This window comes from Desulfovibrio diazotrophicus, from assembly GCF_902498985.2.
In the GTDB taxonomy this organism is placed as follows: domain Bacteria; phylum Desulfobacterota; class Desulfovibrionia; order Desulfovibrionales; family Desulfovibrionaceae; genus Desulfovibrio; species Desulfovibrio legallii.
In genome coordinates this window covers 1,468,458-1,489,032 of sequence record NZ_OX346397.1, presented here as the reverse complement: position 1 = coordinate 1,489,032, position 20,575 = coordinate 1,468,458, and the positions used below count along the sequence as shown (strand labels likewise).

The following is a 20,575-nucleotide window of genomic DNA, read 5'->3' as shown; positions in this document are numbered from 1 at the left end:
AATGCGGTGGTCAGTTACAGCACGCGGAACTTGTGCACCTCGTTGGTTTCTCCGTCAATAACGTGCACGGCGCAGGCCATGCAGGGGTCAAAGGAGTGCACGGTGCGCAGAATTTCCACGGGGCGTTTGGGGTCGGCCACAGGGGTGCCGATGAGGGCTTCTTCCACAGCGCCCAGCACGCCTTTGTCGTCGCGGGGGCCAAGATTCCAGGTGGAGGGCACCACCAGCTGGAAGTTGCCGATCTTGCCGCCTTCAATGCGCATCCAGTGGGAGAGGCCGCCGCGCGGCGCGTCCACAAAGCCCACGCCCTTGGCGTCGGCGGGCACTTCGTAGTTTTCAACAATCTGCTTGTCTTTGGCGATGTTTTTTTCGTACTCGTCCAGCCATACGCCGGTCTGCTGGGCAATGGCCAGGGTCTGGATGCCGCGGGCTGCGGTGCGGCCCAGGGTGGAGAAGAGGGCCTCGGGGCCCACGCCCAGGGTCTTGAGCACATGGTCCACCATGGGTTTGATGACCTTGTGGTTCTGGCCGTAGGCCACCAGCATCTGGGCCAGAGGGCCGGTTTCCATGGAATGGCCGTCGTAGCGCGGGGCCTTAAGCCAGGAGTAGCGGTCCGTGTCACCCATCTTGGTGAAGGCGGGCTTGGTTTCGCCCTCATAGGGGGTGCGGGCGGTTTCGCCTTCGTACCAGCTGTGGCGGACGTGTTCGGCGATCTTGGAGGGGTCGAAGCTCTGCACGTCACCGATTTTGCGATCATAGATGATGCCGGGCCGGTACCAGCGCTTGTTGAGGTCGCGCTCGCCGCCGGCGAAGGGGAATTCGCCAAAGGCCATGAAGTTGGTGGTGCCGCCGATGCCTGCCCAGTCTTTGTACGCACCGGCTACCATGAGCAGGTCGGGAATGTAGACCTGTTCCACAAAGGCGCGGGCCTTCTTGTACAGTTCGCGGAATTCTTTGATACGTTCGGGCTTGAGGGCGTCGTAGCAGGTCACGCCGCCGCCCACGGTAAACTGGGTGTGGGGGTTTTTGGCGCCGAACACGGCCATGCCGCGGGCCACATCCACCTGCACGCGCAGGGCTTCAAGGTAGTGGGCCGTGGCCACCAGGTTGGCTTCAGGCTCCAGGTAGTAGGCGGGGTGGCCGCCCAGGAAGTAGGCGTTGGTAAAGGGGCCGAGCTGGCCGCTTTCCACAAAAGTCTTCAGTTTGGCCTGCACTGCGGCCAAGTCGGCGGCCTTGACCTTGCGGGGCGAAACGGATTCGGCCAGCTTGGCGGCCTTGGCCGGGTCGGCCTGCAGGGCGTTGGCCACATCCACAAAGTCCAGGGCGTGCAGGTGGTAGAAGTGCACGATGTGGTCGTGCATGAACTGCATGGCCAGCACCAGGTTGCGGATATAGGTGGCGTTGGCCGGTATGGGCTTGTTGATGGCGTCCTCAAGGCAGCGGGTGGAGGCCAGGGCGTGGGTGTAGGTACAGACGCCGCAGGTGCGCTGGGTAAAGTGCTGGGCGTCGCGCGGGTCGCGGCCCTTGAGGATGAGTTCCAGCCCGCGGAAGAGGGTGCCGCAGCTGCGGGCGTTTTTGATCTTGCCGCCTTCCACTTCCACTTCAATACGCAAATGCCCCTCAATGCGGGTCAGCGGGTCCACCACAATGGGACCGGTGTAGCTGCTCTGGGGCGTCGCTTTAACTTGGCTCATGGTTTACCCCCTAGTTCTGGTAAAACGGCGTCATATCGTCCCAGAAATTGGGCTCACTGCAACCGATGCAGGGATGCCCGGCGCCCACAGGCCAGTTGGTCGCATTAAAGAGGACCTTGGGACAGTTGTTGTACGTCTCCGGCCCTTTGCAGCCCACTTCGTAGAGGCACCAGCCTTTGCGCGCTTCTTCGGAATTGAAGGAGGGCGCAAATTCGCCGGCGTCGAAGTGTTTGCGGCGTTCGCAAAGGTCGTGCACGCTCTGGCCGTAGAACATGGTGGGGCGACCCAGTTCGTCCAGGTCGATCTTCTGGCCCTGGAGGAAGGCCACCAGCGCGCCTACCATATTGAGGGGGTTGGGGGGGCAGCCAGGGATGTTGATGCCCTTGACGCCCAGGTCGGCAAAGCATTCGTTGACGCCCTTGGCGGCGGTGGGATTGGGCTTGGCGGCCTGTACGCCGCCGTAGCAGGCACAGGTGCCGATGTTTACCACGGCCTTGGCCTTGGGCAGGATGCCCTTGCAGATATCGTACATGGTGTGCCCGGCGATGTAGCCGAACTTGTTGTCCTGCGCGGTGGGGATGGCGCCTTCCACCATGCAGACAAAGCCGTTGGGGTTGGCCACGGCGGCCTGCAGGGCTTCTTCGGCGGCGTCGCCGGCGGCGGCCATGATGGTTTCGTGGTAGTCGAGAGAAATGGTGTCCAGAATGACGGCGTCAATAAAGGGCTTGTAGGTGCGCAGCAGCGCTTCGGAACAGCCTGTGCACTCGGCGCAGTGCAGGTAGACCACCGAGGGACGGCGGCCCGTGAGGGCGGCGGCCACTTCGGAAGCAAAGGACGGCCCGAACCCCATGGTTACAGCCACAGCCGTACAGAACTTCATGAAGTCGCGGCGGCTGATGCCCTGGCGTTCCAAACGCTCGTCCCCGTCTTTTTTGCCCAGACCCACGGCAATACGCATAATAGCCTCCTGGCAAAAGTGAATAAGGCTTGCGATGCGGGCTCTGCCACAGAGCCCTAGTGCGGCGCGAAAAAAACCTCACGCCGTCCACGTCGCGGCAGCCCGTGGCCCGACCGGCACAAACCGGCGCCCCGGCGGCGCTGCCTGTAACAAGATAAACCCGGAAATGGTCGGCGCGCGGCATTGCAGAGCCGCAACACGACAGCGCCCCCGTGCCCCACGGCAGCGCCGTCCGCCATTGTCGTAACCATATACCCCAGGTGCAGTGCGGTCAATACAGTTACGCGGAAAATGCGGGCGAAATGCGCGGGGCGAGCGGCTGGTTACGACAAGTGGGCGGCTTGAAGCGGAAGGAGGGCGGGCAAGGGCGTCACGGCGTGTTTTGCGGCGACAGGGGCGCGGGGGGCGCCGGGGATGTTCTGCCTTACGCGCACGGTATGTTGGAGGCCGCCGCAGGCACGGGCGGTTGCCTCCGGCGCGGCCTTGGGCTAGGCTTGTCCGGCTGCAGTATCGGCCAAAAACATCCGGAATTTTTTACAGGATATAGAGGAAGGAATGAAAACCGAATCCCTTTGTCTGCACGCGGGTTACGAACCCGGCAACGGCGAACCGCGCGTGCTGCCCATTGCGCAGAGCACCACCTTCAGGTACGCCACCACCGCCGAGGTGGCCAAGCTCTTTGATCTGGCCGAGGCGGGGTTTTTTTATTCCCGGCTGGGCAACCCCACAGTGGATGCCGTGGAGCGCAAAATTGCCGCACTGGAAGGGGGCGTGGGCGCGCTCTGCACCTCCTCCGGCCAGGCGGCCAGCATGCTTTCCGTGCTTAACGTGGCCCGATCAGGCGATCATGTGGTCAGCGCCTCCAGCATCTACGGCGGCACGTTCAACCTGTTTGCCGTCACCCTCAAGCGCATGGGCATTGAGGTGACCTTTGTGGACCAGAACGCCACGGACGCCGAGCTGGAAAAGGCCTTCCGCCCGGAAACCCGCGCCGTGTTCGGCGAAACCCTGTCCAACCCTTCTATGGACGTGCTGGACCTGGAGCGTTTTGCCAAGCTGGCCCACCGTCACCGGCTGCCCTTCATAGTGGACAATACCTTTGCCACGCCCGTGCTCTGTCGGCCCTTTGAATTCGGGGCGGATATCGTGGTGCACTCCACCACCAAGTACATGGACGGCCACGCCCTGCAGGTGGGTGGCGTCATTGTGGACAGCGGCAATTTTGACTGGGCCTCCGGCAAGTTTCCGGAATTTACCGAGCCCGACCCCTCCTACCATGGGCTGATCTACACCAAGGCCTTCGGCCAGGCCGCCTATATCGTCAAGGCCCGCGCCCAGCTCATGCGCGACATGGGCTGCTGCCAGACCCCGCAGGGCGCGTTTTACATCAACCTGGGGCTGGAAACCCTGCCCCTGCGTATGGAACGCCACTGCCGCAATGCCGAGGCCGTGGCCCAATGGCTGTGCGGTCAGCCCGCCGTGGACGCGGTCAACTATCCGCGTCTGCCCGGCCATCCGCACAAGGCCCTGGCGGATAAATACCTCCCCAAGGGCTGCAGCGGCGTCATTGCCTTTACCCTCAAAGGCGGCCGCGAAGCCGGGGCCCGTTTTATCGACAGCCTCAAAATGGTTTCCCTGGAAGTGCACGTGGCCGACATCCGCACCTGCGTGCTGCACCCGGCCAGCTCCACCCACCGCCAGCTCACGGACCAGCAGCTTGCGGACGCGGGTATCTCCCCCGGCATGGTGCGGCTCTCTGTGGGTACGGAGCATCTGGACGACATTCTGGAGGATTTGGGCCAGGCGCTGGCGCAAGTGTAGGCCTTTGCAGCGTTGCAAGGCCCTGGCGCTTGCGTAGGCAGACGCCCGCCGTCTGCCCGCGGCGTCGAGGACATTGACGCGGCCGTAAAAGACGTCCGGTCCGGTCCGGGGTTGTACTGTACGTACTGGCCTCGTTCCGGTCCGGACGTCTTTCTGTCAAAGCGCAGCAGATAAAACCCGGGGCCTGCCGTGGCAACGTTCTCCAACAGGTCGTGAAAAGCGTATATTCACGGGGTTGTGCTGCGCTGCAATGCTTGAGGGCGTTGCCAGCGGCCGGTTGCGCCGCCGCGAGAGCATTTAACACTTGAAATGCTCGCTTACGGCAGGCAAAAGCCTGCCTTCTCGCATTTTGTGGCAAGGATTTTCAAGAAAATCCTTGCAGAGCAGTTAGCTCATTTCATTCGCTAACTGCTCTAGATCAGGACGCGCAGTCGGCCGTCTTCCATGCGGGCTTCGCGGTTGATGCACAAAGGCGCATCTTCACTGTGGTGGGAAACAAAGACCAGGTGCAGGCCGCGGGCGGCCAGCTGGTCCAGCAGGCGCAGATAGCGGGCGCGGCTTGGCGCGTCCAGCCCGGAGCAGGGCTCGTCCAGCAGCAGAATGTCCGGCCCGCCGGCCAGAGCGCGGGCCAGGAACAGGCGGCGCAGCTGTCCGGTGGAAAGCTGGCGGATGGAGCGGCCGGCCAGGCACGTCAGCCCCGCCGCGTCTTCTTCGGGAAACATGAAGGCCATGTGGCTGGCCGCCTCGGCCCGTTCGGCCGGGGTAAAGCGGCGGTAGACGCCGATGCTGTTGTCAAAGCCGGTGCAGACCATGTCCCCGGCCGTAAGGGTATAGCCGTACAGAGCCTGGGAGAGATCGGAAACCAGGCGTACGCCCCGGCGCACCTGGGCCAGGGTGGTTACCGGGCCGCCCTGACCGGGCAGCCAGTATTCCAGCCGCCCTCCGGCGGCCACAAATTCGTCCCCGGCCAGCAGCCGCAGCAAGGTGGATTTGCCGGAACCGTTGGCTCCGGTGATGCGCCAGTGTTCGCCCCGGTGCAGGCTCCAGGTGATCTGGTGGAGCGTCTCCTGCCGGTCAATGAAGACCGTGGCCTGTTCCAGATCCAAAAGGACATGTCCCCGCGCCTCAGGAGCCGTAGGGGGCGCGGGCGCCACCGGCGCAATCGCGGCGACGCTGTCCGCAGCGTATTCTTCGGCGGGCGGGGCCGTAAGCAGGCGGCCTCGGCGCAGGTAGCGGCGTTCCGCGCACCAAGCGGGTATCTGGCTGGGCCGGTGGGCGCTCATGACCACGGTGCAGCGCGCGGCGTGTTCTTCCAGCACGTCAAAAAAGATTTGTCTGTGCCGGGAGTCCAGGCCCTCGGCGCATTCGTCCAGTAAGAGCAGTTCCGGCGCGCGCAGCAGGGCGCGGCCCAACAGCAGCAGGCGCAATTGCCCTTGTGAGAGGGTGGGCATGCGCCGTTCCAGCAGGCCCTGGGCCTGCAGGCGATGGGCCATGCCCTCCACAGCTTCTTCCCGGGCGGGCTGGGGTGCGGTGTAGAGCAGGGGCGTGTCGGCAAAGCCCGTGAGCAGCAGGTCGCGGCCCGTGAGATCCCAGCCCTGCCGTTGGTAGTTTTCCTGCTGGGCGGGGGAAACCAGGGCGGTCATGGCCCGGCCGGCCAGCGGGGCTTCCTCCGGGCCTTCGGGGCCGTGCCAGAAAATGTGGCCGGCAGCGGGCCAGAGTTCGCCGCGCAACAGCCGCAGCAAGGTGGATTTGCCCGAACCGTTGGGCCCCAAGAGGGCGCAGTGGCGGCCCTGCTCCACAGTCCAGGCGATATGGTGCAGAACGAGGGTCTGACTGGCGTCGCCGGGCAGAAACAGGCTGACGTCTTCAAGAGTAAGCAGAGGTGCGGACATGGCAGAATCCCGGAAAGCGTTTTTCAGGCCAGGGCCACGCCAATGATAAGGGCGAGCCCGCTGCTCAGATAGCACAGGCGCACCAGCGCGCCGTGCTTGTCCAGGGGCAGCCAGTCGCCCTGGCCGGCAGCGGCGATGTGGGCGCGGGCCTTGGCGTAGAGGGGCAGGGCAGCCAGAGCCAGGAGCACGGGCCAGCCCGCCAGGCCCACGGCCCAGAGGTTGCCCAGCAGCGCCCAGACCGCCGGCCACCAGAGGGTGAACAAAAAGGCGGCGCGGGTTTTACCCAGGCTGTTGGCCAGGGTGCGTTTGCCAACGGCCGCATCTGTGTCGATTTCGGGCAGACTCTGGTAGTAGAGCACGCCCGCCACCATGAGGCCCACGGGCAGGGCCAGGGCCAGGCTGCGCGGGTCAAAGCGCCCCAGCAGCAGCGTTGCGCCGGCGCCCACAATAATGAAGCCCATATTGCAACAGACAAAAACTTCGCCCAAGGCACGGTGCCCGTAGCGGATGGGCGGGGCCACATAAAAGACGGCTGAAGCCACGGCAAAGAGGCTCACGGCCCACAGGCCGGGCCGCAGCGCGGCGGGCGCGCCGCAGATGAGGATGCCGCCCACGGCCAGAGTGGCCGGGGTGAGCAGGAGCAAGGCCGCACTGAGCTGGCGCGGGCTGATCAGCCCGCTCTGGATGACCCGCGAACCGCCGATATTGTCGCCGCCGTCCACGCCCAGAATGTGGTCAAACAGATCGTTGGCAAAATTGGCGATGGTCAGACCCATGAAACAGCCCAGCAGCAGCAGGGCGAACACGCCCCATTGGCGGGAGGACAGAACGCCCTGAACCTGAAAGGCAAAAGCCAGGGCCAGAGTTACGGGAATGGCGGCGGTGATGAAAAAGGGCGGGCGGCAGGCCTGCCACCAGGCGCGCAGGCGCAGGCGCGGGGCAAGGGGCGGCGCGTCGGCCGGGCGGGACTGCCAGGCGGCGCGCAGCAGGGCGCGGCAGGTCATGACGCGGCCCCCTCTGTCCAGCGGTAGGGAATGCGCTCCGAATCCCACGGCAGGCGCTCGCCTTCGGCGGGGTCGTGGGGGATGTCCGGGCAGTTGCAGATCAGGGCCGGGCCGGGCCCCACGGCGGTGAAGCCGTACCACACGCCCAGAGGAATGCACAGCAACTGGTAGTGCTCCGGCCTGCCCAGCAGCAGCTTCTGCAGGGCCCCCCGGCTGGGAGAGCCTGGCCGGTCGTCGTAAAGCACGATGCTGAGCAGCCCGACGGGCACGGCAAAGCGCTGGGTCTGGCGGGTATGGCGCTTCCAGGCCTTGACGTGCCCGGGCAGCGTTTCGGAAAAATAGACTTCGCCCACGCGGCCTTCTTCGGGCCAGAGGGCGCAGCCCGGCCGCAGCATGTGCAGCACTGGTCCTCCGGGCGTGGGGATGGCGGCCAGGGGCTGGAGCAGGGCGTCCGCTATGCCCGCGTCGCGAGCCAGGCTTTCAGGATTCTCGCTGTGCGCGGCCATGTCAACGTATCCAGATCTGGCCGCGCTGCTCGGCGGCGTTGACGTAGGCCGCTATCTGCCCCAGGGTATAGTCCAGCATGCGCTGGGGCTGTTTGCCGCCTTCGCCGTGGTAGAAGCTCTGGTACCACTCCGCCGTGTAGCGGATGGTTTCCTCAAAATTCAGGGTGGCCTTCCAGCCCAGATGGGCCAGGGCTTTGTCGCAGCAGAGCTTGAGCAGTGTGCATTCCTTCATGCCCGCCTGGCCGGAGGCGTCCATTTCGCTTTTGAAATGGGGCCAGTGGCGGCCCAGGGCCTGCACCACTTCGGCCACAGTATTGTTGACATCCGCGGCCGGGCCGAAGTTGTAGGCCTGACCGCGCAGGTCAAAGGGGCTGTTCTGGCCCGTCAGCAGGCGCGCGCCCAGCCAGAGGTAGCCTGAAAGGGGCTCCAGCACCAGCTGCCAGGGCCGCGTGGCCCAGGGGCTGCGGATGCGTACGGGCTCACCGGCGGCCCAGGCGCGCGCGCAGTCCGGCACGATGCGGTCCTGGGCCCAGTCGCCGCCGCCAATGACGTTGCCCGCGCGCACGGTGGCGCAGGCCGGGCCGTCCTTGAAAAAGCTGGTGAAGTAGGAATGGGCAATGATCTCCGCGCAGCCTTTGGAGGCGGAATAGGGGTCGCTGCCGCCCAGGTGGTCGGTTTCGCGGTAGCCCCAGACCCATTCGTCGTTGCGGTAGCACTTGTCGGAGGTGATCATGACCACGGCGCGCACGTCGGGGCAGGCGCGCACGGCCTCCAGCACGTTGAGGGTGCCCAGGGCGTTGGCCTCGAAGGTGGCCGCCGGATCCTCATAGGATTTGCGCACCAGGGCCTGGGCCGCCAGGTGAAAGACCACTTCGGGCCGGAATTGGCGCAGGGCGCGGACCATGCCTTCGCGGTCGCGGATGTCGCCGCGCAGGTCGGCCTCCAGATGCGTGCCCAGGCCCATGGCCTCGTAGTGCGAGGGGCTGGTGGGCACGCCGTCGGCAAAGCCCGCCACCACCGCGCCCAGGCGGGTGAGCCAGGCCGCCAGCCAGGAACCTTTGAAGCCCGTGTGCCCGGTGACCAGCACCCGGCGTCCTTTATAGGCGTCTGCAAACATATGCCGCTCCTTGCGCGCGTCAGGCCCAGAAGGCGCGGCCCGAATCCCACAGTTCGTTGAGGAAGAGCGAATCCCGCAGGGTGTCCATGCACTGCCACTGACCGGGATGCGCATACATGGAAAGCTGCCCCTCGGCGGCCAGGCGCTGCAGGGGTTCTTTTTCCAGATCGCAGCTTTCGTCTTCGCTCAGGTAGTCCAGAAACTCCCGCTTGAAGACGAAAAAGCCGCAGTTGATATACTCGTTGAGCAGGGGCTTTTCTTCCCAGGAAAGGATCTTGCCTGCGGCGTCCGTGCGCACGGAGCCGAAACGCGAAGGCATGCGCACGCCCGTGAAAGTGCCCATGCAGCCCGACTGCTCGTGAAAGGCAATGAGCTTGTTCAGGTCGATATCGGCCACGCCGTCGCCGTAGGTGACCATAAAGCGGTCCGTGTCAATATATTTGGCCACCCGCTTGAGGCGGCCGCCCTTGAGGGTTTCCTGCCCGGTGTCGCAGAGGGTCACCCGCCAGTCTTCCGCATGGTTGGGGTAGACCGTGAGCGCGCCGCTTTTGAGGTCCACAGTAAAATCCGTATTGCGGATATTGTAGTCGTGGAAATACTGTTTAATGACCTCCCCCTTGTAGCCCAGGGGCAGGATAAAGTCCTTGAAGCCGAAGCGGGCGTAAATGGACATGATGTGCCAGAGCACGGGACGCCCGCCGATCTCCACCATGGGCTTGGGCTTGACCGAGGTTTCCTCGCGCAGGCGCGTGCCCTTGCCGCCGCATAAAATGACGACTTTCATGTAGGCCTCCTTGGCCGGCCGCGTGCAGCGCGGCGCGTGGCCTTTGTGTAGCAGATGCCCGTCAGGAATAAAAGCCCCGGCAGGTGTGCCCGGCGGCGCGGTTCTGGGGGCGTGGGGGCGCCGGGCGGCGCATTGTCAGCGGGCGGCGTTGGCGCTACCCTAATAGTCGCCCCGCACACGCGCACAGAAACGGGATGTGGCCTTGCCGCGAAACAACGTGGGGCGTGGGCGGGCGGGTTTTTATCCTGTTTCGCAAATGCAAGTGCACGGCGGCCCCTTGCGCCGCGCCGGCCGCACAAAGGTTGTACGCAGCAATGGCATTCAGCGTCAAAATGCGGGCCGAAAAAGGCTCGCGGCATATTTCGGGGGCGGAGCGCATTGTAGAGCGCCCGCAGGTGGAAGCGGCCCTGGCGGCCCTGGCCCGGCGGGCGATGGAACACCCCAACGGCGAGCCCGACGCCGTTACCCTGACGGTAAGGGCCATTACCGCCCCTGTTGTCAGTCTGCCGCCTTTGTCGGTTCTGGAACCCATGGTGCACAATGCGGCAGAGGCACGCGCCGTGTTGGCCGCGGAGCTGCGATGGCTGGGCCTGGAGCCGGAGCGCATCTTGCCCCTGCTTTATGACGTTCGGCCCATGCGTGGGGCCGTGCTGCTGCATGCGGACAGTCTGCGACGGCTGGAGCCGGATCAGGCGCGCGGCGTGCGCGCTACCTGCATGGACTACACCGGCAATGACGGCGGGGGTAAACGCCATCTGCAGGAAGCCCTGTGTCTGGCCACCAAGGTGGCGCACTGCCCCTGGATTATCGGCGAGTTGTGCATATCCGACGACCCGGACTACACCACCGGGTATTTTGCCGCGCGCGGGCGGGGCTATGTGCGCATTCCCCATATCAAGGAGCGCGGGAGCGGACTGGGCGGCCGCGTGTTCCTTTTTCGGGGTGGGGAAGCGGATGTGCCCCGCTGCATAGACTATCTTGAGCGTCAGCCGGTCATGGTGGACCTGCGCTGAGGCCGCCCATGGATTTTGCCGCCCGTCTGGCCGCCGTCAAGGCCGCACACCTGTACAGGACCCCCTATCTGATGGAATCGGCCCAGGGGCGCGAGGTGGTTATGGACGGCCGTCGCGTGCTGTTGTTTTGCTCCAACAGTTATCTCGGCCTCAATAACCGTCCCGAAATTCTCCGCGCGGCCGTTCGGGCCGTGGATGCCTACGGCGTGGGCGCGGGAGGGTCACGCCTCGTTTCGGGCAACATGCGCCCCCATGTGCGGCTGGAGAACCTGCTGGCCCGCTTCAAGGGCAGCGAGGCCGCCCTGTTGTGCAACAGCGGCTATACGGCCAATGTGGGCGTCATCAGCGCTCTGTGCGGCGCAGAAAGCCATATCTTCAGCGACGCCCTCAACCACGCCAGCATCATTGACGGCTGCCGCCTGGCGCGGGCGCGCACAGTAGTTTACGCCCACAACGACCCAGCGGACCTGGAGGCGAAGATTGTGCGGGAACGTCCGCGCCAGGGGCTTATCGTCACCGATGCCGTGTTCAGCATGGACGGCGATGTGGCGCGCCTGCCGGAGCTGGCGCGCATCAGCCGTCGCTACGGCCTGCCGCTTATGGTGGACGACGCGCACGCCACCGGCGTGCTGGGGGCCACGGGGCGCGGCAGTCTGGAGCATTTCGGCCTCAGCCATCAGGATGTGGCTATCGTCATGACCACGCTGAGCAAGGCTGTGCCCAGCGAAGGGGGCGTCATCTGCGGTTCGCGGGATATGTGCGACTTGGTGCGCAACACGGCCCGGCCCTTTATCTTCACCACCGCCCTTTCTCCGGCCACGGCGGCGGCCGCGCACGCGGGCGTGGCGTACATCATGGCGCACCCGGAGCTGGTGCGCCGCCTGCGGGAGAACACGGCCCGCCTTGCGTGCAACCTTACGGCTTTGGGCCTGCCGGCCTCCGACGCCACGCCCATTTTTCCCATTATCGTGGGCGATGAAGAGAAAGCCCGCCGCGCTGGCGAGGAACTGCTGCGCAGGGGCGTCTTCATCCCCTGCATTCGTTACCCCACTGTGGCCAGGGGCGCGGCCCGGCTGCGGCTTACCGTCATGGCCGGGCATACGGACGCGGACCTGGACTACGCCGCCGCCTGTATCGCAAAGGCGCTGCGTCTGGGCCGCTGAGGGCGCGGGGCGGCCTTTCAGCTACCCCGCGGCGCGGGCAAGCCCTTCCTGGGCGGAACGCAGGTCGGGGTTCTGTTCCAGGGCCTGCCGAAAAAAGGCGGCGGCGCGGGAGCGGTCGCCGTTCTGCAAAAAGACCGCGCCGCAGTTAAAGGCTATGGTGGCGCCGGTTTGGGGAAGCTGGGGGTTGTACTCCAGGGCCTTGAGCATGTGGGCTTTGGCCTGCGGAAAAGCGCGGCCTTCGGCCAGGGCCATGGCGAGGTTATAATAGAGGTTGGCGTCGTCCGGGGCCAGCTTGAGGGCACGGCGGTATTCGGTGACGGCGTCCTGCCAGCGGCCCTGGCGGCGCAGGCTGAGGCCCAGCCGGTTGAAGAGGGCGATGTCGTCACGCGAAAGAAATTTTTCTTTTACTTCTAAACTAGTACGAATATATTTCTCAGCCTTTTCCGGATCTCGTTCTGTGTATATATCCGCAATGCGGCCGGAAAGAGCGCTGATCCCCTCTAACGCGTCGCGCTGCATCTGTACCATGGCTTTGCTGAAGTATTCTTCAGCCTCTTCCGTATTTCCAAGGTCAAGGTTAACGGATCCCAGGCTGACTTTGCGGTCAACGTTGAGGGGGGAGAGCTCGTCCAGGCGTTCCAGGCATTCCTTGAGGCGGGTTTTGTCGCCCGTAGCTTCGTAGAGCTCGGCCAGACGCTGCAGGGGGGCCAGGTAGAGCTCGGCGCTGCTGGCGGCGGTTTCGTAGGCGGTGCGGGCCTTGGTAAAGTCGCCCGTTTCTCGGTAGGTATCGCCCAAGAGCAGGTAGGCGGCGGCGCTGCCGGGTTTGAGCGCCAGGATTTTGGCGCAGGCGTCCTGGGCTGCGGCGTATTTTTTTTGCTGCAGCAGGCTGCGGGCCAGGTCAATGGCCTGCCCGATGCGGCTTTGCGGTTTGAGGGTGAAGGCCATTTTTTCGATAAGGGTGTTGGCCGACACGGGTTTGGCAATGACGTTGTCCGCGCCCAGCTCATGGAACAGTAAAAGGCGTTCGCGCGGCACCTCGGTAGTGAGGATGATGATTTTGATGTTGGGAAAGGTCTGGCGCAGTTTTTTGACCAGTAGGCTCTGATCCTGTCCGTTGAGGACGCGCTCCAGAAAAAGCAGGGGCGAGGAATGGTCGGGGGGCAGTTCGTTCAGGCAGCGGACCATCTGCGCGGGGTTGGGGAACTGGGTGATGGCCCCCACCTCGGTAACGCCCAGTTCGCGGGAAAGGGTCAGGCGCAGCTGGGTGCAGAAGGCTTGGTCGTCACTTACGGTCAGGGCTTGGCCCTTTTCCTTAGTAAAATAATTGATGACGGTATCTTGATAAACGGTCTGGCGGGCGCGTTGTGATGGATCAAAAGCCATGAGAGCCCCTTGGGATGGTGCGGTTGCGGCGCACGGGATGCGCGAAACTGTATGAATTTAATCAGGCTATCGGCTTTGAGGAGTTGGTGTCAATATCCTCGGCAGCGTGAAGACGATCACAACCCACAGGGCCGCGCCCAGGGCCGCCGGAAAAAGGTTGTGGCAAAATCGCGAAAAAAACTTGACGCCGCGGCAGAGGTAGGCTAATCCATTCGGTGCCGCTGCAGACTGTGGCGGCATTCCCTGGACGGCAGGGAAGGACGGGTTGAGCCCGTTCTGCTGTACCCTTGGCGGCGGAATACCGCGCGTTACGGGTTTTGACATGTGCAGGCGTTGCCAAATGCCGAACAATGTCGAGCCGTTCCAGCCCAAGGACGGACCCCACCGCAGCCTTATGGCGGCGTGTGACCCGGGGCTGTAAGGTTGGGGGAAAAACCCCATTTGGTGACCCTGCGGGACCGCCGCGCCACTGCTTTTCTGCGGTGGCCTGGCCTGGGCGACGCCGGGGAGCATCACGCGGATGATGCACAAAGGGCGCGCTCGGGCGTCCACATCTTCCGAATATCCTGATCCGTTCAGGCGTGATGCGCGCAACAGCGCAGCCCCTTACGTTGCTCCGTTATCGTCCCTTGAGGGTGAGGCCGGCCTTCTGAGCCACGCTTCATGGCCCGTGTATGCTGTGAAGGAGCCCGCGTTGCCGCCCTGGGGCCGCGTGGGATGTTTTTGCAAACGGAGTAGGCACAATGACGACAGTTAGCAGCGATCGCATTCGGATCAAGCTCAAAGCCTACGATTACCGCATCCTGGACAAGGCCGTTGCGGAAATCGTGGATACGGCGCGCAATACCGGTGCCGGTGTGGCGGGACCCATCCCCCTGCCCACCAACATTCACAAGTACACCATCCAGCGCTCCGTGCACGTGGACAAAAAGTCGCGTGAGCAGTTTGAAATGCGTATCCACAAGCGGCTCATGGACATTCTGGAACCCACGCAGCAGACCGTCGACGCGCTGGGCAAGCTTTCTTTGCCCGCCGGTGTGGACGTGGAAATCAAGCTCTAGCGAGAGGCAGTCATGGCTGAGAAAATGGGAATTTTGGGTCGCAAACTCGGTATGACCCGCATATTTGACGGCGCCGGCGCCGCCGTGCCTGTCACGGTGATTGAGGCCGGTCCGTGCCCCGTCACCCAGGTTAAGTCTGTGGCGACGGACGGCTACAACGCCGTGCAGATCGCGCTGACCGCCGCCAAGGAAAAGCACGTCTCCAAGCCCTTGCGCGGCCATCTGGCCAAGGCGGGCAAGGGGCTCTTCCGCCATCTGCGCGAAATCCGCCTGGAAGGCGCGCCGGATCAGGAGCTGGGGCAGGAGCTCACCGTGGGCATGTTCGCCGCCGGCGACAAGGTCAAGGTTACGGGCACCAGCGTGGGCAAGGGCTATCAGGGGCGCATGCGCCGCTGGAACTTCGCCGGTTCTAAAGACACCCACGGCTGCGAAAAGGTGCACCGCAACAACGGCTCCGTCGGTAACAACACTTTTCCCGGTCACGTCTTCAAGGGCCGGAAAATGGCCGGCCATTGGGGCAATGAAACCGTGACGGAATTGGGCCTGACCATCGTTGACGTGCGTCCCGAAGACAACGTCATTCTGGTCAAAGGCTCTGTGCCCGGCCCCAAAAACGGGCTGGTGCTGATCCGCAAGCAGTAGGGGAAGCAGCGATGGCTACCGTGAAAGTTTACGATCAAAACAAACAGGAAAGCGGTGAAGTGACGCTGGCTTCCGACGTGTTTGAAGTGGAGGTCCGTCCGGAAATCCTCCACCTTGTGGTGCGTGCCCAGATGGCCGCCAAGCGCGCCGGCACCCACATGGTCAAAACCCGCGCCCTGGTTTCCGGCGGCGGCGTCAAGCCCTGGAAGCAGAAGGGCACGGGCCGCGCTCGCGCGGGCTCCAACCGTTCGCCCGTGTGGCGGGGCGGCGCCATTATTTTTGGCCCCAGCCCGCGCGACTACAGCTTCAAGGTCAACAGCAAGGTGCGTGCCCTGGCGCTCAGGATGGCCCTTTCGAGCCGTCTTGCCGAGGACAGCCTGATGGTGGTCAAAGAGATCGCCCTGCCCGAAGCCAAGACCAAGCATTTCGCCAAAGTGGCCGACGCCCTGGGCCTTTCCAAAGCCCTCATTGTGGCGCCCGGCGCGGACGAGGCCTTGTGCCGCTCGGTCCGCAACATCCCGGGCCTCACCCTGATTACGGCAGAAAGCCTCAGCGTGCTGGAGATCCTTCGGCACAAGCAGCTGGTGCTGCTGGAAGGCGCTGTGGAATCCGTGCAGGCGCGTTTTGCCAGGAAGGGGGCCTAATCATGGAAAGCACTTCTGTTCTGCTCAAGCCCCTGCTGACGGAAAAGACCACGCTGGTCAAGGACGAAGCGCGGCAGGTGGCCTTTCTGGTCCACACCGGGGCCAACAAGATGGAAATCAAGAAGGCCGTTGAGCAGGCCTTTGACGTAAAGGTGGAAGCGGTCAACGTGGTGCGCCACGCTCCCCGGAATCGGGAGCGGCAGGGCCGCGTGGTGGGCCGCAAGCCCGGCTTCAAGAAAGCGTATGTGACGCTGCGCCAGGGCGACAAAATCGAGTTCTTTGAGGGAGTGTAATCATGGCTGTCCGCAAGCTGAAACCGACCTCCGCGGGACGTCGTTTCCAGACGGTTTCCGATTTTGAGGAAATCACCCGGACCCGGCCCGAAAAGTCCCTCACCGAGGGCCTGACCAAAAAGGCCGGTCGCAATAATCTGGGGCGCGTTACCAGCCGCCGTCGCGGCGGTGGGGTCAAGCGGTTGTACCGCATTATCGACTTCAAGCGCGATAAAACCGGCGTTCCGGCCACAGTGGCCCATATTGAATATGACCCCAACCGCACGGCGCGCATCGCCCTTCTGCACTATGCAGACGGTGAAAAGCGCTACATCCTCGCGCCCGTGGGGTTAAAGCAGGGCGATACGGTCATGGCCGGCGTCAACGTCCGCAACGGCGAAACTGCCGACATCAAGCCCGGCAACGCTCTGCCCATGCAGCGTATCCCCGTGGGCACGGTGCTCCACAATGTGGAGCTCTATCCCGGCAAGGGCGGGCAGATCTGCCGCGCCGCCGGCGCTTACGCCCAGCTGGTGGCCAAGGAGGGCAAGTACGCCCTGCTGCGCCTGCCTTCCGGCGAAGTGCGCAAGGTGCTGGCCATGTGCGTGGCCACGGTGGGTCAGGTGGGCAACCTGCACCACGAAACCATCTCGCTGGGCAAGGCTGGCCGCAACCGCTGGCTGGGTCGTCGCCCCAAGGTGCGCGGCGTGGCCATGAACCCCATCGATCACCCCTTGGGCGGCGGCGAAGGCCGCAGCTCCGGCGGCCGGCACCCAGTGTCGCCGTGGGGCATGCCCGCCAAGGGCTACAAGACCCGTGACAGGAAGAAGCCTTCTTCCCGGCTGATCATCAAACGCCGCGGCCAGAAGTAGGAGTAGCTCATGCCGAGATCGCTGAAAAAAGGGCCGTTTGTGGACGGCCATCTGATGAAGAAGGTCGACAGCGCCGTGGCCAACAGTGACCGCCGCGTGCTCAAGACCTGGTCGCGCCGCTCGACCATCCTGCCCGAAATGGTGGGGCTGACCTTTGCGGTGCATAATGGCAAGAAGTTCGTGCCGGTGTTCGTCACCGAAAACATGGTGGGCCACAAACTGGGCGAGTTTTCGCCCACCCGCACCTTTCATGGGCACGCCGCCGACAAAAAGGCCAAGGCCGCCAAGAAGTAGGGTAGGGATATGGAATCCAAAGCAATTGCCAAGTTCCAGCGCGTCTCGCCGCGCAAGACCCGCCTGGTGGCCCGCAACGTGCAGGGCCTGGGCGTGGAAGAGGCCATGAACCTCCTCCGCTTTACGCCCAACAAGCCCGCCGGCGTGCTCTACGGCGTGGTCAAAAGCGCGCTCGCCAACGCCTCCCAGCTGGGCGGCGTGGATGTGGACGCCATGGTGGTGAAGGAAATCGTCGTCAACGAGGGCCCCTCCTGGAAGCGCTTCATGCCCCGTGCTCAGGGCCGGGCCACCAAGATCCGCAAGCGCACGAGCCACATCACCGTCATACTCGCAGAAGGGCAGGAATAGGCTATGGGTCAGAAAGTACATCCGTTCGGGTTCCGGCTTGGGTACAACAAAAACTGGCAGTCCCGCTGGTTCAGCAAGAAGGAATACCCTGCCTTTGTCTACGAGGACAGCAAAATCCGCGTGTTCGTCAAAAAGCTCCTTTATCATGCGGGGCTTTCCAAAATCGAAATCGAGCGCGCCGGCGGCAAGGTACGGCTCATCCTGTCCACGGCCCGTCCCGGCATCGTCATCGGGCGCAAGGGTGTGGAAATTGAAAAACTGCGCGCCGACCTGCGCCAGAAATTCGGCCGCGAATTTTCGCTGGAAGTGAATGAAATCCGTCGTCCCGAAGTGGACGCCCAGCTGGTGGCCGAAAACATCGCCCAGCAGCTGGAGCGCCGCGTGGCCTTCCGCCGCGCCATGAAGCGCACGGTTTCCATGGCCCGCAAGTTCGGCGGCGAAGGCATCAAGGTGACCTGCGCCGGACGACTGGCCGGCGCGGAAATCGCCCGCACCGAATGGTACCGCGACGGCCGCGTGCCCCTGCAGACCCTGCGCGCCGATATTGACTACGGCTTTGCCGAAGCGCGCACCACCTACGGCATCATTGGCGTCAAGGTGTGGATCTACAAGGGTGAAATCCTTGACAAAGAGGTTGAATAGTAATGCTTGCGCCCAAAAAAGTTAAATACCGCAAGTGGCAGAAAGGCCGCCTGCGCGGCCTGGCCACCCGCGGCGCCACCATTGCCTTCGGCGATATCGGCCTCAAGGCTGTGCAGCACGGGCACCTTTCCAGCCAGCAGATTGAGGCCGCGCGTATCGCCATGATGCGACACATCAAGCGCGGCGGCAAGGTCTGGATCCGCATCTTCCCCGACCGCCCCGTGACGGCCAAGCCTCTGGAAACCCGTCAGGGTTCCGGTAAGGGCGCACCCGTGGGCTGGTGCGCGCCGGTCAAACCCGGCCGCGTGCTCTATGAGATCCGCGGCGTGAGCCTGGACCTGGCTCGCGAGGCGCTGACCCGCGCCGCGCACAAGCTGCCTGTGAAGACCGTTATTGTGGTGAGGGAGGGCCTGTAAGATGGCTGCCAAAAAAAAGATCGACGCCGCAAGGCCCGACGTTGCCGCCCTGCGCGCCATGAGCGCTGAAGAACTGCGCGGCAAGCTGACCGAACAGCGTCAGGAGATGATGCACGCCCGTTTCAAGCACGCCATGGCGCAGCTCGAAAAGACTTCCGAGCTTAAGGCCATGCGCCGCCAGGTGGCGCGTATGGAGACCATTCTCAACGAAAAGGAACAGAGGGCGTAACATGCACACTCTGGAAGATCGCAAGGGCAGGACGCTGACCGGCGTAGTGGTAAGCGACAAAAACGACAAGACCATTGTCGTGCGCGTCGAAACCCTGGTCAAGCACCCCCTGCTCAAAAAGTATGTGAGGCGCCGCAAGAAGTTCACGGCTCATGATCCCATGAACGAATGCGGTATGGGCGACAAGGTGAAGATTGTGGAGTACCGTCCCCTGTCACGCAACAAGCGTTGGCATCTGGTCTCCGTCATTGAAAAAGCCGTGTAGGGTAGCGCCATGATTCAGGTTGAATCCACGCTTCAGGTCGCCGATAATTCCGGCGCCAAAAAGGTTGCCTGCATTAAGGTGCTGGGCGGTTCACACCGTCGCTATGCCTCTGTGGGCGATATCATCATGGTTTCCGTCAAGGAAGCCATGCCCCACAGTAAGGTGAAAAAGGGCGACGTGATGAAGGCCGTCATCGTGCGCACGGCCAAGGAAGTGCGCCGGGCCGACGGCAGCTACATCAAGTTTGACGGCAATGCGGCTGTGCTTTTGTCCAGCCAGGGCGAACCCGTGGGCACCCGTATTTTCGGCCCCGTGGCCCGTGAGCTGCGCGCCCAGAACTTTATGAAGATTATTTCGCTGGCCCCGGAAGTGCTGTAGGAGACCGTCATGAAAACGTATCGCATCCGCAAGGACGACAAGGTGATGGTAATCGCCGGCAAGGACGCGGGCAAGATCGGCAAGGTGCTCAAAATCCTGCGCAAGAAGGACAAGGTGCTGGTAGAGAAGGCCAATATGGTCAAGCGCCACATGCGCCCCAACCCCTATGCCCAACAGCCCGGCGGCATCGTGGAAAAAGAGATGCCCATCCATGTCTCCAATGTCATGGTGGTGTGCTCCGCCTGCGGCAAAGCCACGCGCGTGGGCTACAGGACCATCGAGTCCGAGGGCAAGGAAAAGAAAGTGCGCTTTTGCAAAAAGTGCAACGAAGTCATGGAATAAGGTGAAACGATGACACGCCTTGAAAAGATCTATAGAGAGAAGGTGGTTCCGGTACTGCAAAAGGAGTTCAGTTACTCCTCTGTCATGCAACTGCCCGGGATTGAAAAAGTCTCTCTGAACATCGGCATGGGCGCGGCCAGCCAGAACAACAAGCTCATGGAAGAGGCTGTGGCGGAGCTCACCGCCATTGCCGGCCAGAAAGCTGTGGTGACCCGTGCCAAAAAGTCCATCGCCGCCTTCAAACTGCGCGAAGGGATGCCCATCGGCGCGCGCGTGACCCTGCGCAAGGACCGCATGTGGGACTTTCTGGACAAGCTCATGAACTTCGCCCTGCCGCGTGTGCGCGACTTTCGCGGCATTCCTGACCGTGGCTTTGACGGGCGCGGCAACTTCACTCTGGGCATCAAAGAGCATACCATTTTCCCCGAGCTTGAGGTGGACCGCGTGGAAAACCCCAAGGGCATGAACATCACCATCGTCACCACGGCGGCCACGGACAAGGAGGGCAAATTCCTTCTGGACCAGCTTGGCATGCCGTTCCGTAAGTAGGAGTCAAGCCATGTCCCGTACTTCTCTGGAAGTAAAGGCCAAGCGCAAGCCCAAGTTCAGCGCCCGCGCCTACAACCGCTGCCCCATTTGCGGCCGGTCGCGTGCCTTTCTGCGCCAGTTCGGCGTTTGCCGTATCTGCTTCCGCAGCCTCGCCCTCAAGGGCGAGCTGCCGGGCGTGCGCAAGTCCAGCTGGTAGCACAGTTTTTCAGGGCCGCCTCAGGGCGGTCCGGGGCGTGCTCCGCACGCCCGCGGGAAGTGGCGGCATGGGGCCGTCAACCCCGCCCCC

General features: G+C 63.5%; 26 protein-coding genes. 18 read left to right on the top strand and 8 right to left on the bottom strand.

Annotation, left to right across the window (positions count from 1 at the left end; translation table 11 throughout):
• Positions 1-14 precede the first annotated feature (14 nt).
• Both J7I12_RS06525 and J7I12_RS06520 read right to left on the bottom strand, forming a co-directional pair.
• The gene (locus J7I12_RS06525; protein ID WP_118230289.1) at positions 15-1,694 is read right to left on the bottom strand and encodes a nickel-dependent hydrogenase large subunit; all 1,680 of its coding nucleotides are present in this window, start codon (positions 1,692-1,694) and stop codon (positions 15-17) included.
• A 10-nt stretch (positions 1,695-1,704) separates the two neighbouring features.
• Entirely contained in the window at positions 1,705-2,652 is a 948-nt protein-coding gene (locus J7I12_RS06520) for a hydrogenase small subunit (protein WP_118230290.1), read from the bottom strand.
• 555 nt (positions 2,653-3,207) lie between these two features.
• Between J7I12_RS06520 and J7I12_RS06515 the strand changes: the two genes are divergently transcribed.
• Positions 3,208-4,473, top strand: coding sequence for an O-acetylhomoserine aminocarboxypropyltransferase/cysteine synthase family protein (locus J7I12_RS06515; protein ID WP_130957751.1), 1,266 nt, complete (start codon positions 3,208-3,210; stop codon positions 4,471-4,473).
• A gap of 413 nt (positions 4,474-4,886) precedes the next feature.
• Here the strand turns inward: J7I12_RS06515 and J7I12_RS06510 are convergent, their stop codons facing one another.
• Genes J7I12_RS06510 through rfbF form a run of 5 tightly spaced genes read right to left on the bottom strand, consistent with a single transcriptional unit; the run spans position 4,887 to position 9,776 of the window.
• Positions 4,887-6,365, bottom strand: a complete 1,479-nt coding sequence (locus tag J7I12_RS06510) for an ATP-binding cassette domain-containing protein (protein WP_118230292.1) — start codon at positions 6,363-6,365, stop codon at positions 4,887-4,889.
• A 23-nt stretch (positions 6,366-6,388) separates the two neighbouring features.
• Positions 6,389-7,369, bottom strand: coding sequence for a prenyltransferase (locus J7I12_RS06505; protein ID WP_118230293.1), 981 nt, complete (start codon positions 7,367-7,369; stop codon positions 6,389-6,391).
• Complete coding sequence (locus tag J7I12_RS06500) at positions 7,366-7,875, bottom strand: dTDP-4-dehydrorhamnose 3,5-epimerase (RefSeq protein WP_242621155.1); 510 nt, start codon at positions 7,873-7,875, stop codon at positions 7,366-7,368. Before J7I12_RS06500 ends, J7I12_RS06505 begins: the two co-directional genes overlap by 4 nt.
• A gap of 1 nt (position 7,876) precedes the next feature.
• Positions 7,877-8,992, bottom strand: a complete 1,116-nt coding sequence (gene rfbG, locus J7I12_RS06495; RefSeq protein WP_130957750.1) for a CDP-glucose 4,6-dehydratase — start codon at positions 8,990-8,992, stop codon at positions 7,877-7,879.
• A 19-nt stretch (positions 8,993-9,011) separates the two neighbouring features.
• Positions 9,012-9,776, bottom strand: a complete 765-nt coding sequence (gene rfbF, locus J7I12_RS06490; protein ID WP_118230295.1) for a glucose-1-phosphate cytidylyltransferase — start codon at positions 9,774-9,776, stop codon at positions 9,012-9,014.
• Between the two features lie 314 nt (positions 9,777-10,090).
• Here rfbF and J7I12_RS06485 point away from each other — a divergent pair, with 314 nt between their 5' ends.
• Together J7I12_RS06485 and bioF are read left to right on the top strand one after the other, a co-directional pair.
• Positions 10,091-10,789: a 6-carboxyhexanoate--CoA ligase gene (locus tag J7I12_RS06485; protein WP_165450862.1), complete on the top strand. Its 699-nt coding sequence runs from the start codon at positions 10,091-10,093 to the stop codon at positions 10,787-10,789.
• 8 nt (positions 10,790-10,797) lie between these two features.
• Positions 10,798-11,952: an 8-amino-7-oxononanoate synthase gene (gene bioF / locus J7I12_RS06480; protein WP_302548583.1), complete on the top strand. Its 1,155-nt coding sequence runs from the start codon at positions 10,798-10,800 to the stop codon at positions 11,950-11,952.
• Positions 11,953-11,973: 21 nt separating this feature from the next.
• On the opposite strand, the gene J7I12_RS06475 is transcribed toward bioF, so the two are convergent.
• Entirely contained in the window at positions 11,974-13,335 is a 1,362-nt protein-coding gene (locus J7I12_RS06475; protein ID WP_302413452.1) for a response regulator, read from the bottom strand.
• A gap of 743 nt (positions 13,336-14,078) precedes the next feature.
• On the opposite strand from J7I12_RS06475, the gene rpsJ reads away from it, so the two are divergent.
• From rpsJ to J7I12_RS06400, 15 genes are read left to right on the top strand one after another with little or no spacing between them, the layout of a single operon-like run.
• Positions 14,079-14,396, top strand: a complete 318-nt coding sequence (gene rpsJ / locus J7I12_RS06470; RefSeq protein ID WP_006008400.1) for a 30S ribosomal protein S10 — start codon at positions 14,079-14,081, stop codon at positions 14,394-14,396.
• Between the two features lie 12 nt (positions 14,397-14,408).
• A complete protein-coding gene (gene rplC / locus J7I12_RS06465; protein WP_118230299.1) occupies positions 14,409-15,038 on the top strand; it encodes a 50S ribosomal protein L3 in 630 nt (209 codons plus the stop codon).
• Positions 15,039-15,049: 11 nt separating this feature from the next.
• Entirely contained in the window at positions 15,050-15,682 is a 633-nt protein-coding gene (gene rplD / locus J7I12_RS06460) for a 50S ribosomal protein L4 (protein WP_118230300.1), read from the top strand.
• A 2-nt stretch (positions 15,683-15,684) separates the two neighbouring features.
• Positions 15,685-15,975, top strand: coding sequence for a 50S ribosomal protein L23 (gene rplW, locus J7I12_RS06455; RefSeq protein ID WP_092154074.1), 291 nt, complete (start codon positions 15,685-15,687; stop codon positions 15,973-15,975).
• A gap of 2 nt (positions 15,976-15,977) precedes the next feature.
• Positions 15,978-16,826, top strand: a complete 849-nt coding sequence (gene rplB, locus J7I12_RS06450; RefSeq protein WP_118230301.1) for a 50S ribosomal protein L2 — start codon at positions 15,978-15,980, stop codon at positions 16,824-16,826.
• Between the two features lie 9 nt (positions 16,827-16,835).
• The gene (gene rpsS / locus J7I12_RS06445; protein WP_092154070.1) at positions 16,836-17,120 is read left to right on the top strand and encodes a 30S ribosomal protein S19; all 285 of its coding nucleotides are present in this window, start codon (positions 16,836-16,838) and stop codon (positions 17,118-17,120) included.
• Between the two features lie 9 nt (positions 17,121-17,129).
• Entirely contained in the window at positions 17,130-17,468 is a 339-nt protein-coding gene (gene rplV / locus J7I12_RS06440) for a 50S ribosomal protein L22 (RefSeq protein WP_092154068.1), read from the top strand.
• Positions 17,469-17,471: 3 nt separating this feature from the next.
• Positions 17,472-18,110 (top strand): 30S ribosomal protein S3, encoded by a 639-nt coding sequence (rpsC, locus tag J7I12_RS06435; protein ID WP_118230302.1) that lies wholly within the window; start codon positions 17,472-17,474, stop codon positions 18,108-18,110.
• Positions 18,111-18,112: 2 nt separating this feature from the next.
• Complete coding sequence (gene rplP, locus J7I12_RS06430; protein WP_118230303.1) at positions 18,113-18,526, top strand: 50S ribosomal protein L16; 414 nt, start codon at positions 18,113-18,115, stop codon at positions 18,524-18,526.
• A 1-nt stretch (position 18,527) separates the two neighbouring features.
• Positions 18,528-18,755: a 50S ribosomal protein L29 gene (gene rpmC / locus J7I12_RS06425; RefSeq protein WP_118230304.1), complete on the top strand. Its 228-nt coding sequence runs from the start codon at positions 18,528-18,530 to the stop codon at positions 18,753-18,755.
• Between the two features lies 1 nt (position 18,756).
• Positions 18,757-19,020: a 30S ribosomal protein S17 gene (gene rpsQ / locus J7I12_RS06420; protein ID WP_118230305.1), complete on the top strand. Its 264-nt coding sequence runs from the start codon at positions 18,757-18,759 to the stop codon at positions 19,018-19,020.
• A gap of 9 nt (positions 19,021-19,029) precedes the next feature.
• Positions 19,030-19,398 carry a 50S ribosomal protein L14 gene (gene rplN / locus J7I12_RS06415; RefSeq protein WP_118230306.1) on the top strand — a complete coding sequence of 123 codons (369 nt, stop codon included), beginning with the start codon at positions 19,030-19,032 and terminating at the stop codon, positions 19,396-19,398.
• A 9-nt stretch (positions 19,399-19,407) separates the two neighbouring features.
• Positions 19,408-19,740 carry a 50S ribosomal protein L24 gene (gene rplX / locus J7I12_RS06410; protein WP_118230307.1) on the top strand — a complete coding sequence of 111 codons (333 nt, stop codon included), beginning with the start codon at positions 19,408-19,410 and terminating at the stop codon, positions 19,738-19,740.
• Between the two features lie 9 nt (positions 19,741-19,749).
• Complete coding sequence (gene rplE, locus J7I12_RS06405; protein WP_130957747.1) at positions 19,750-20,289, top strand: 50S ribosomal protein L5; 540 nt, start codon at positions 19,750-19,752, stop codon at positions 20,287-20,289.
• Positions 20,290-20,299: 10 nt separating this feature from the next.
• Positions 20,300-20,485, top strand: a complete 186-nt coding sequence (locus J7I12_RS06400) for a type Z 30S ribosomal protein S14 (RefSeq protein WP_118230309.1) — start codon at positions 20,300-20,302, stop codon at positions 20,483-20,485.
• Positions 20,486-20,575: the final 90 nt, after the last annotated feature.

Bases quoted from the DNA above. Each gene is read 5' to 3' on its own strand.
- J7I12_RS06525 (WP_118230289.1), bottom strand. From the start codon at position 1,694: ATGAGCCAAGTTAAAGCGACGCCCCAGAGCAGCTACACCGGTCCCATT.
- J7I12_RS06520 (WP_118230290.1), bottom strand. From the start codon at position 2,652: ATGCGTATTGCCGTGGGTCTGGGCAAAAAAGACGGGGACGAGCGTTTG.
- J7I12_RS06515 (WP_130957751.1), top strand. From the start codon at position 3,208: ATGAAAACCGAATCCCTTTGTCTGCACGCGGGTTACGAACCCGGCAAC.
- J7I12_RS06510 (WP_118230292.1), bottom strand. From the start codon at position 6,365: ATGTCCGCACCTCTGCTTACTCTTGAAGACGTCAGCCTGTTTCTGCCC.
- J7I12_RS06505 (WP_118230293.1), bottom strand. From the start codon at position 7,369: ATGACCTGCCGCGCCCTGCTGCGCGCCGCCTGGCAGTCCCGCCCGGCC.
- J7I12_RS06500 (WP_242621155.1), bottom strand. From the start codon at position 7,875: ATGGCCGCGCACAGCGAGAATCCTGAAAGCCTGGCTCGCGACGCGGGC.
- rfbG (WP_130957750.1), bottom strand. From the start codon at position 8,992: ATGTTTGCAGACGCCTATAAAGGACGCCGGGTGCTGGTCACCGGGCAC.
- rfbF (WP_118230295.1), bottom strand. From the start codon at position 9,776: ATGAAAGTCGTCATTTTATGCGGCGGCAAGGGCACGCGCCTGCGCGAG.
- J7I12_RS06485 (WP_165450862.1), top strand. From the start codon at position 10,091: ATGGCATTCAGCGTCAAAATGCGGGCCGAAAAAGGCTCGCGGCATATT.
- bioF (WP_302548583.1), top strand. From the start codon at position 10,798: ATGGATTTTGCCGCCCGTCTGGCCGCCGTCAAGGCCGCACACCTGTAC.
- J7I12_RS06475 (WP_302413452.1), bottom strand. From the start codon at position 13,335: ATGGCTTTTGATCCATCACAACGCGCCCGCCAGACCGTTTATCAAGAT.
- rpsJ (WP_006008400.1), top strand. From the start codon at position 14,079: ATGACGACAGTTAGCAGCGATCGCATTCGGATCAAGCTCAAAGCCTAC.
- rplC (WP_118230299.1), top strand. From the start codon at position 14,409: ATGGCTGAGAAAATGGGAATTTTGGGTCGCAAACTCGGTATGACCCGC.
- rplD (WP_118230300.1), top strand. From the start codon at position 15,050: ATGGCTACCGTGAAAGTTTACGATCAAAACAAACAGGAAAGCGGTGAA.
- rplW (WP_092154074.1), top strand. From the start codon at position 15,685: ATGGAAAGCACTTCTGTTCTGCTCAAGCCCCTGCTGACGGAAAAGACC.
- rplB (WP_118230301.1), top strand. From the start codon at position 15,978: ATGGCTGTCCGCAAGCTGAAACCGACCTCCGCGGGACGTCGTTTCCAG.
- rpsS (WP_092154070.1), top strand. From the start codon at position 16,836: ATGCCGAGATCGCTGAAAAAAGGGCCGTTTGTGGACGGCCATCTGATG.
- rplV (WP_092154068.1), top strand. From the start codon at position 17,130: ATGGAATCCAAAGCAATTGCCAAGTTCCAGCGCGTCTCGCCGCGCAAG.
- rpsC (WP_118230302.1), top strand. From the start codon at position 17,472: ATGGGTCAGAAAGTACATCCGTTCGGGTTCCGGCTTGGGTACAACAAA.
- rplP (WP_118230303.1), top strand. From the start codon at position 18,113: ATGCTTGCGCCCAAAAAAGTTAAATACCGCAAGTGGCAGAAAGGCCGC.
- rpmC (WP_118230304.1), top strand. From the start codon at position 18,528: ATGGCTGCCAAAAAAAAGATCGACGCCGCAAGGCCCGACGTTGCCGCC.
- rpsQ (WP_118230305.1), top strand. From the start codon at position 18,757: ATGCACACTCTGGAAGATCGCAAGGGCAGGACGCTGACCGGCGTAGTG.
- rplN (WP_118230306.1), top strand. From the start codon at position 19,030: ATGATTCAGGTTGAATCCACGCTTCAGGTCGCCGATAATTCCGGCGCC.
- rplX (WP_118230307.1), top strand. From the start codon at position 19,408: ATGAAAACGTATCGCATCCGCAAGGACGACAAGGTGATGGTAATCGCC.
- rplE (WP_130957747.1), top strand. From the start codon at position 19,750: ATGACACGCCTTGAAAAGATCTATAGAGAGAAGGTGGTTCCGGTACTG.
- J7I12_RS06400 (WP_118230309.1), top strand. From the start codon at position 20,300: ATGTCCCGTACTTCTCTGGAAGTAAAGGCCAAGCGCAAGCCCAAGTTC.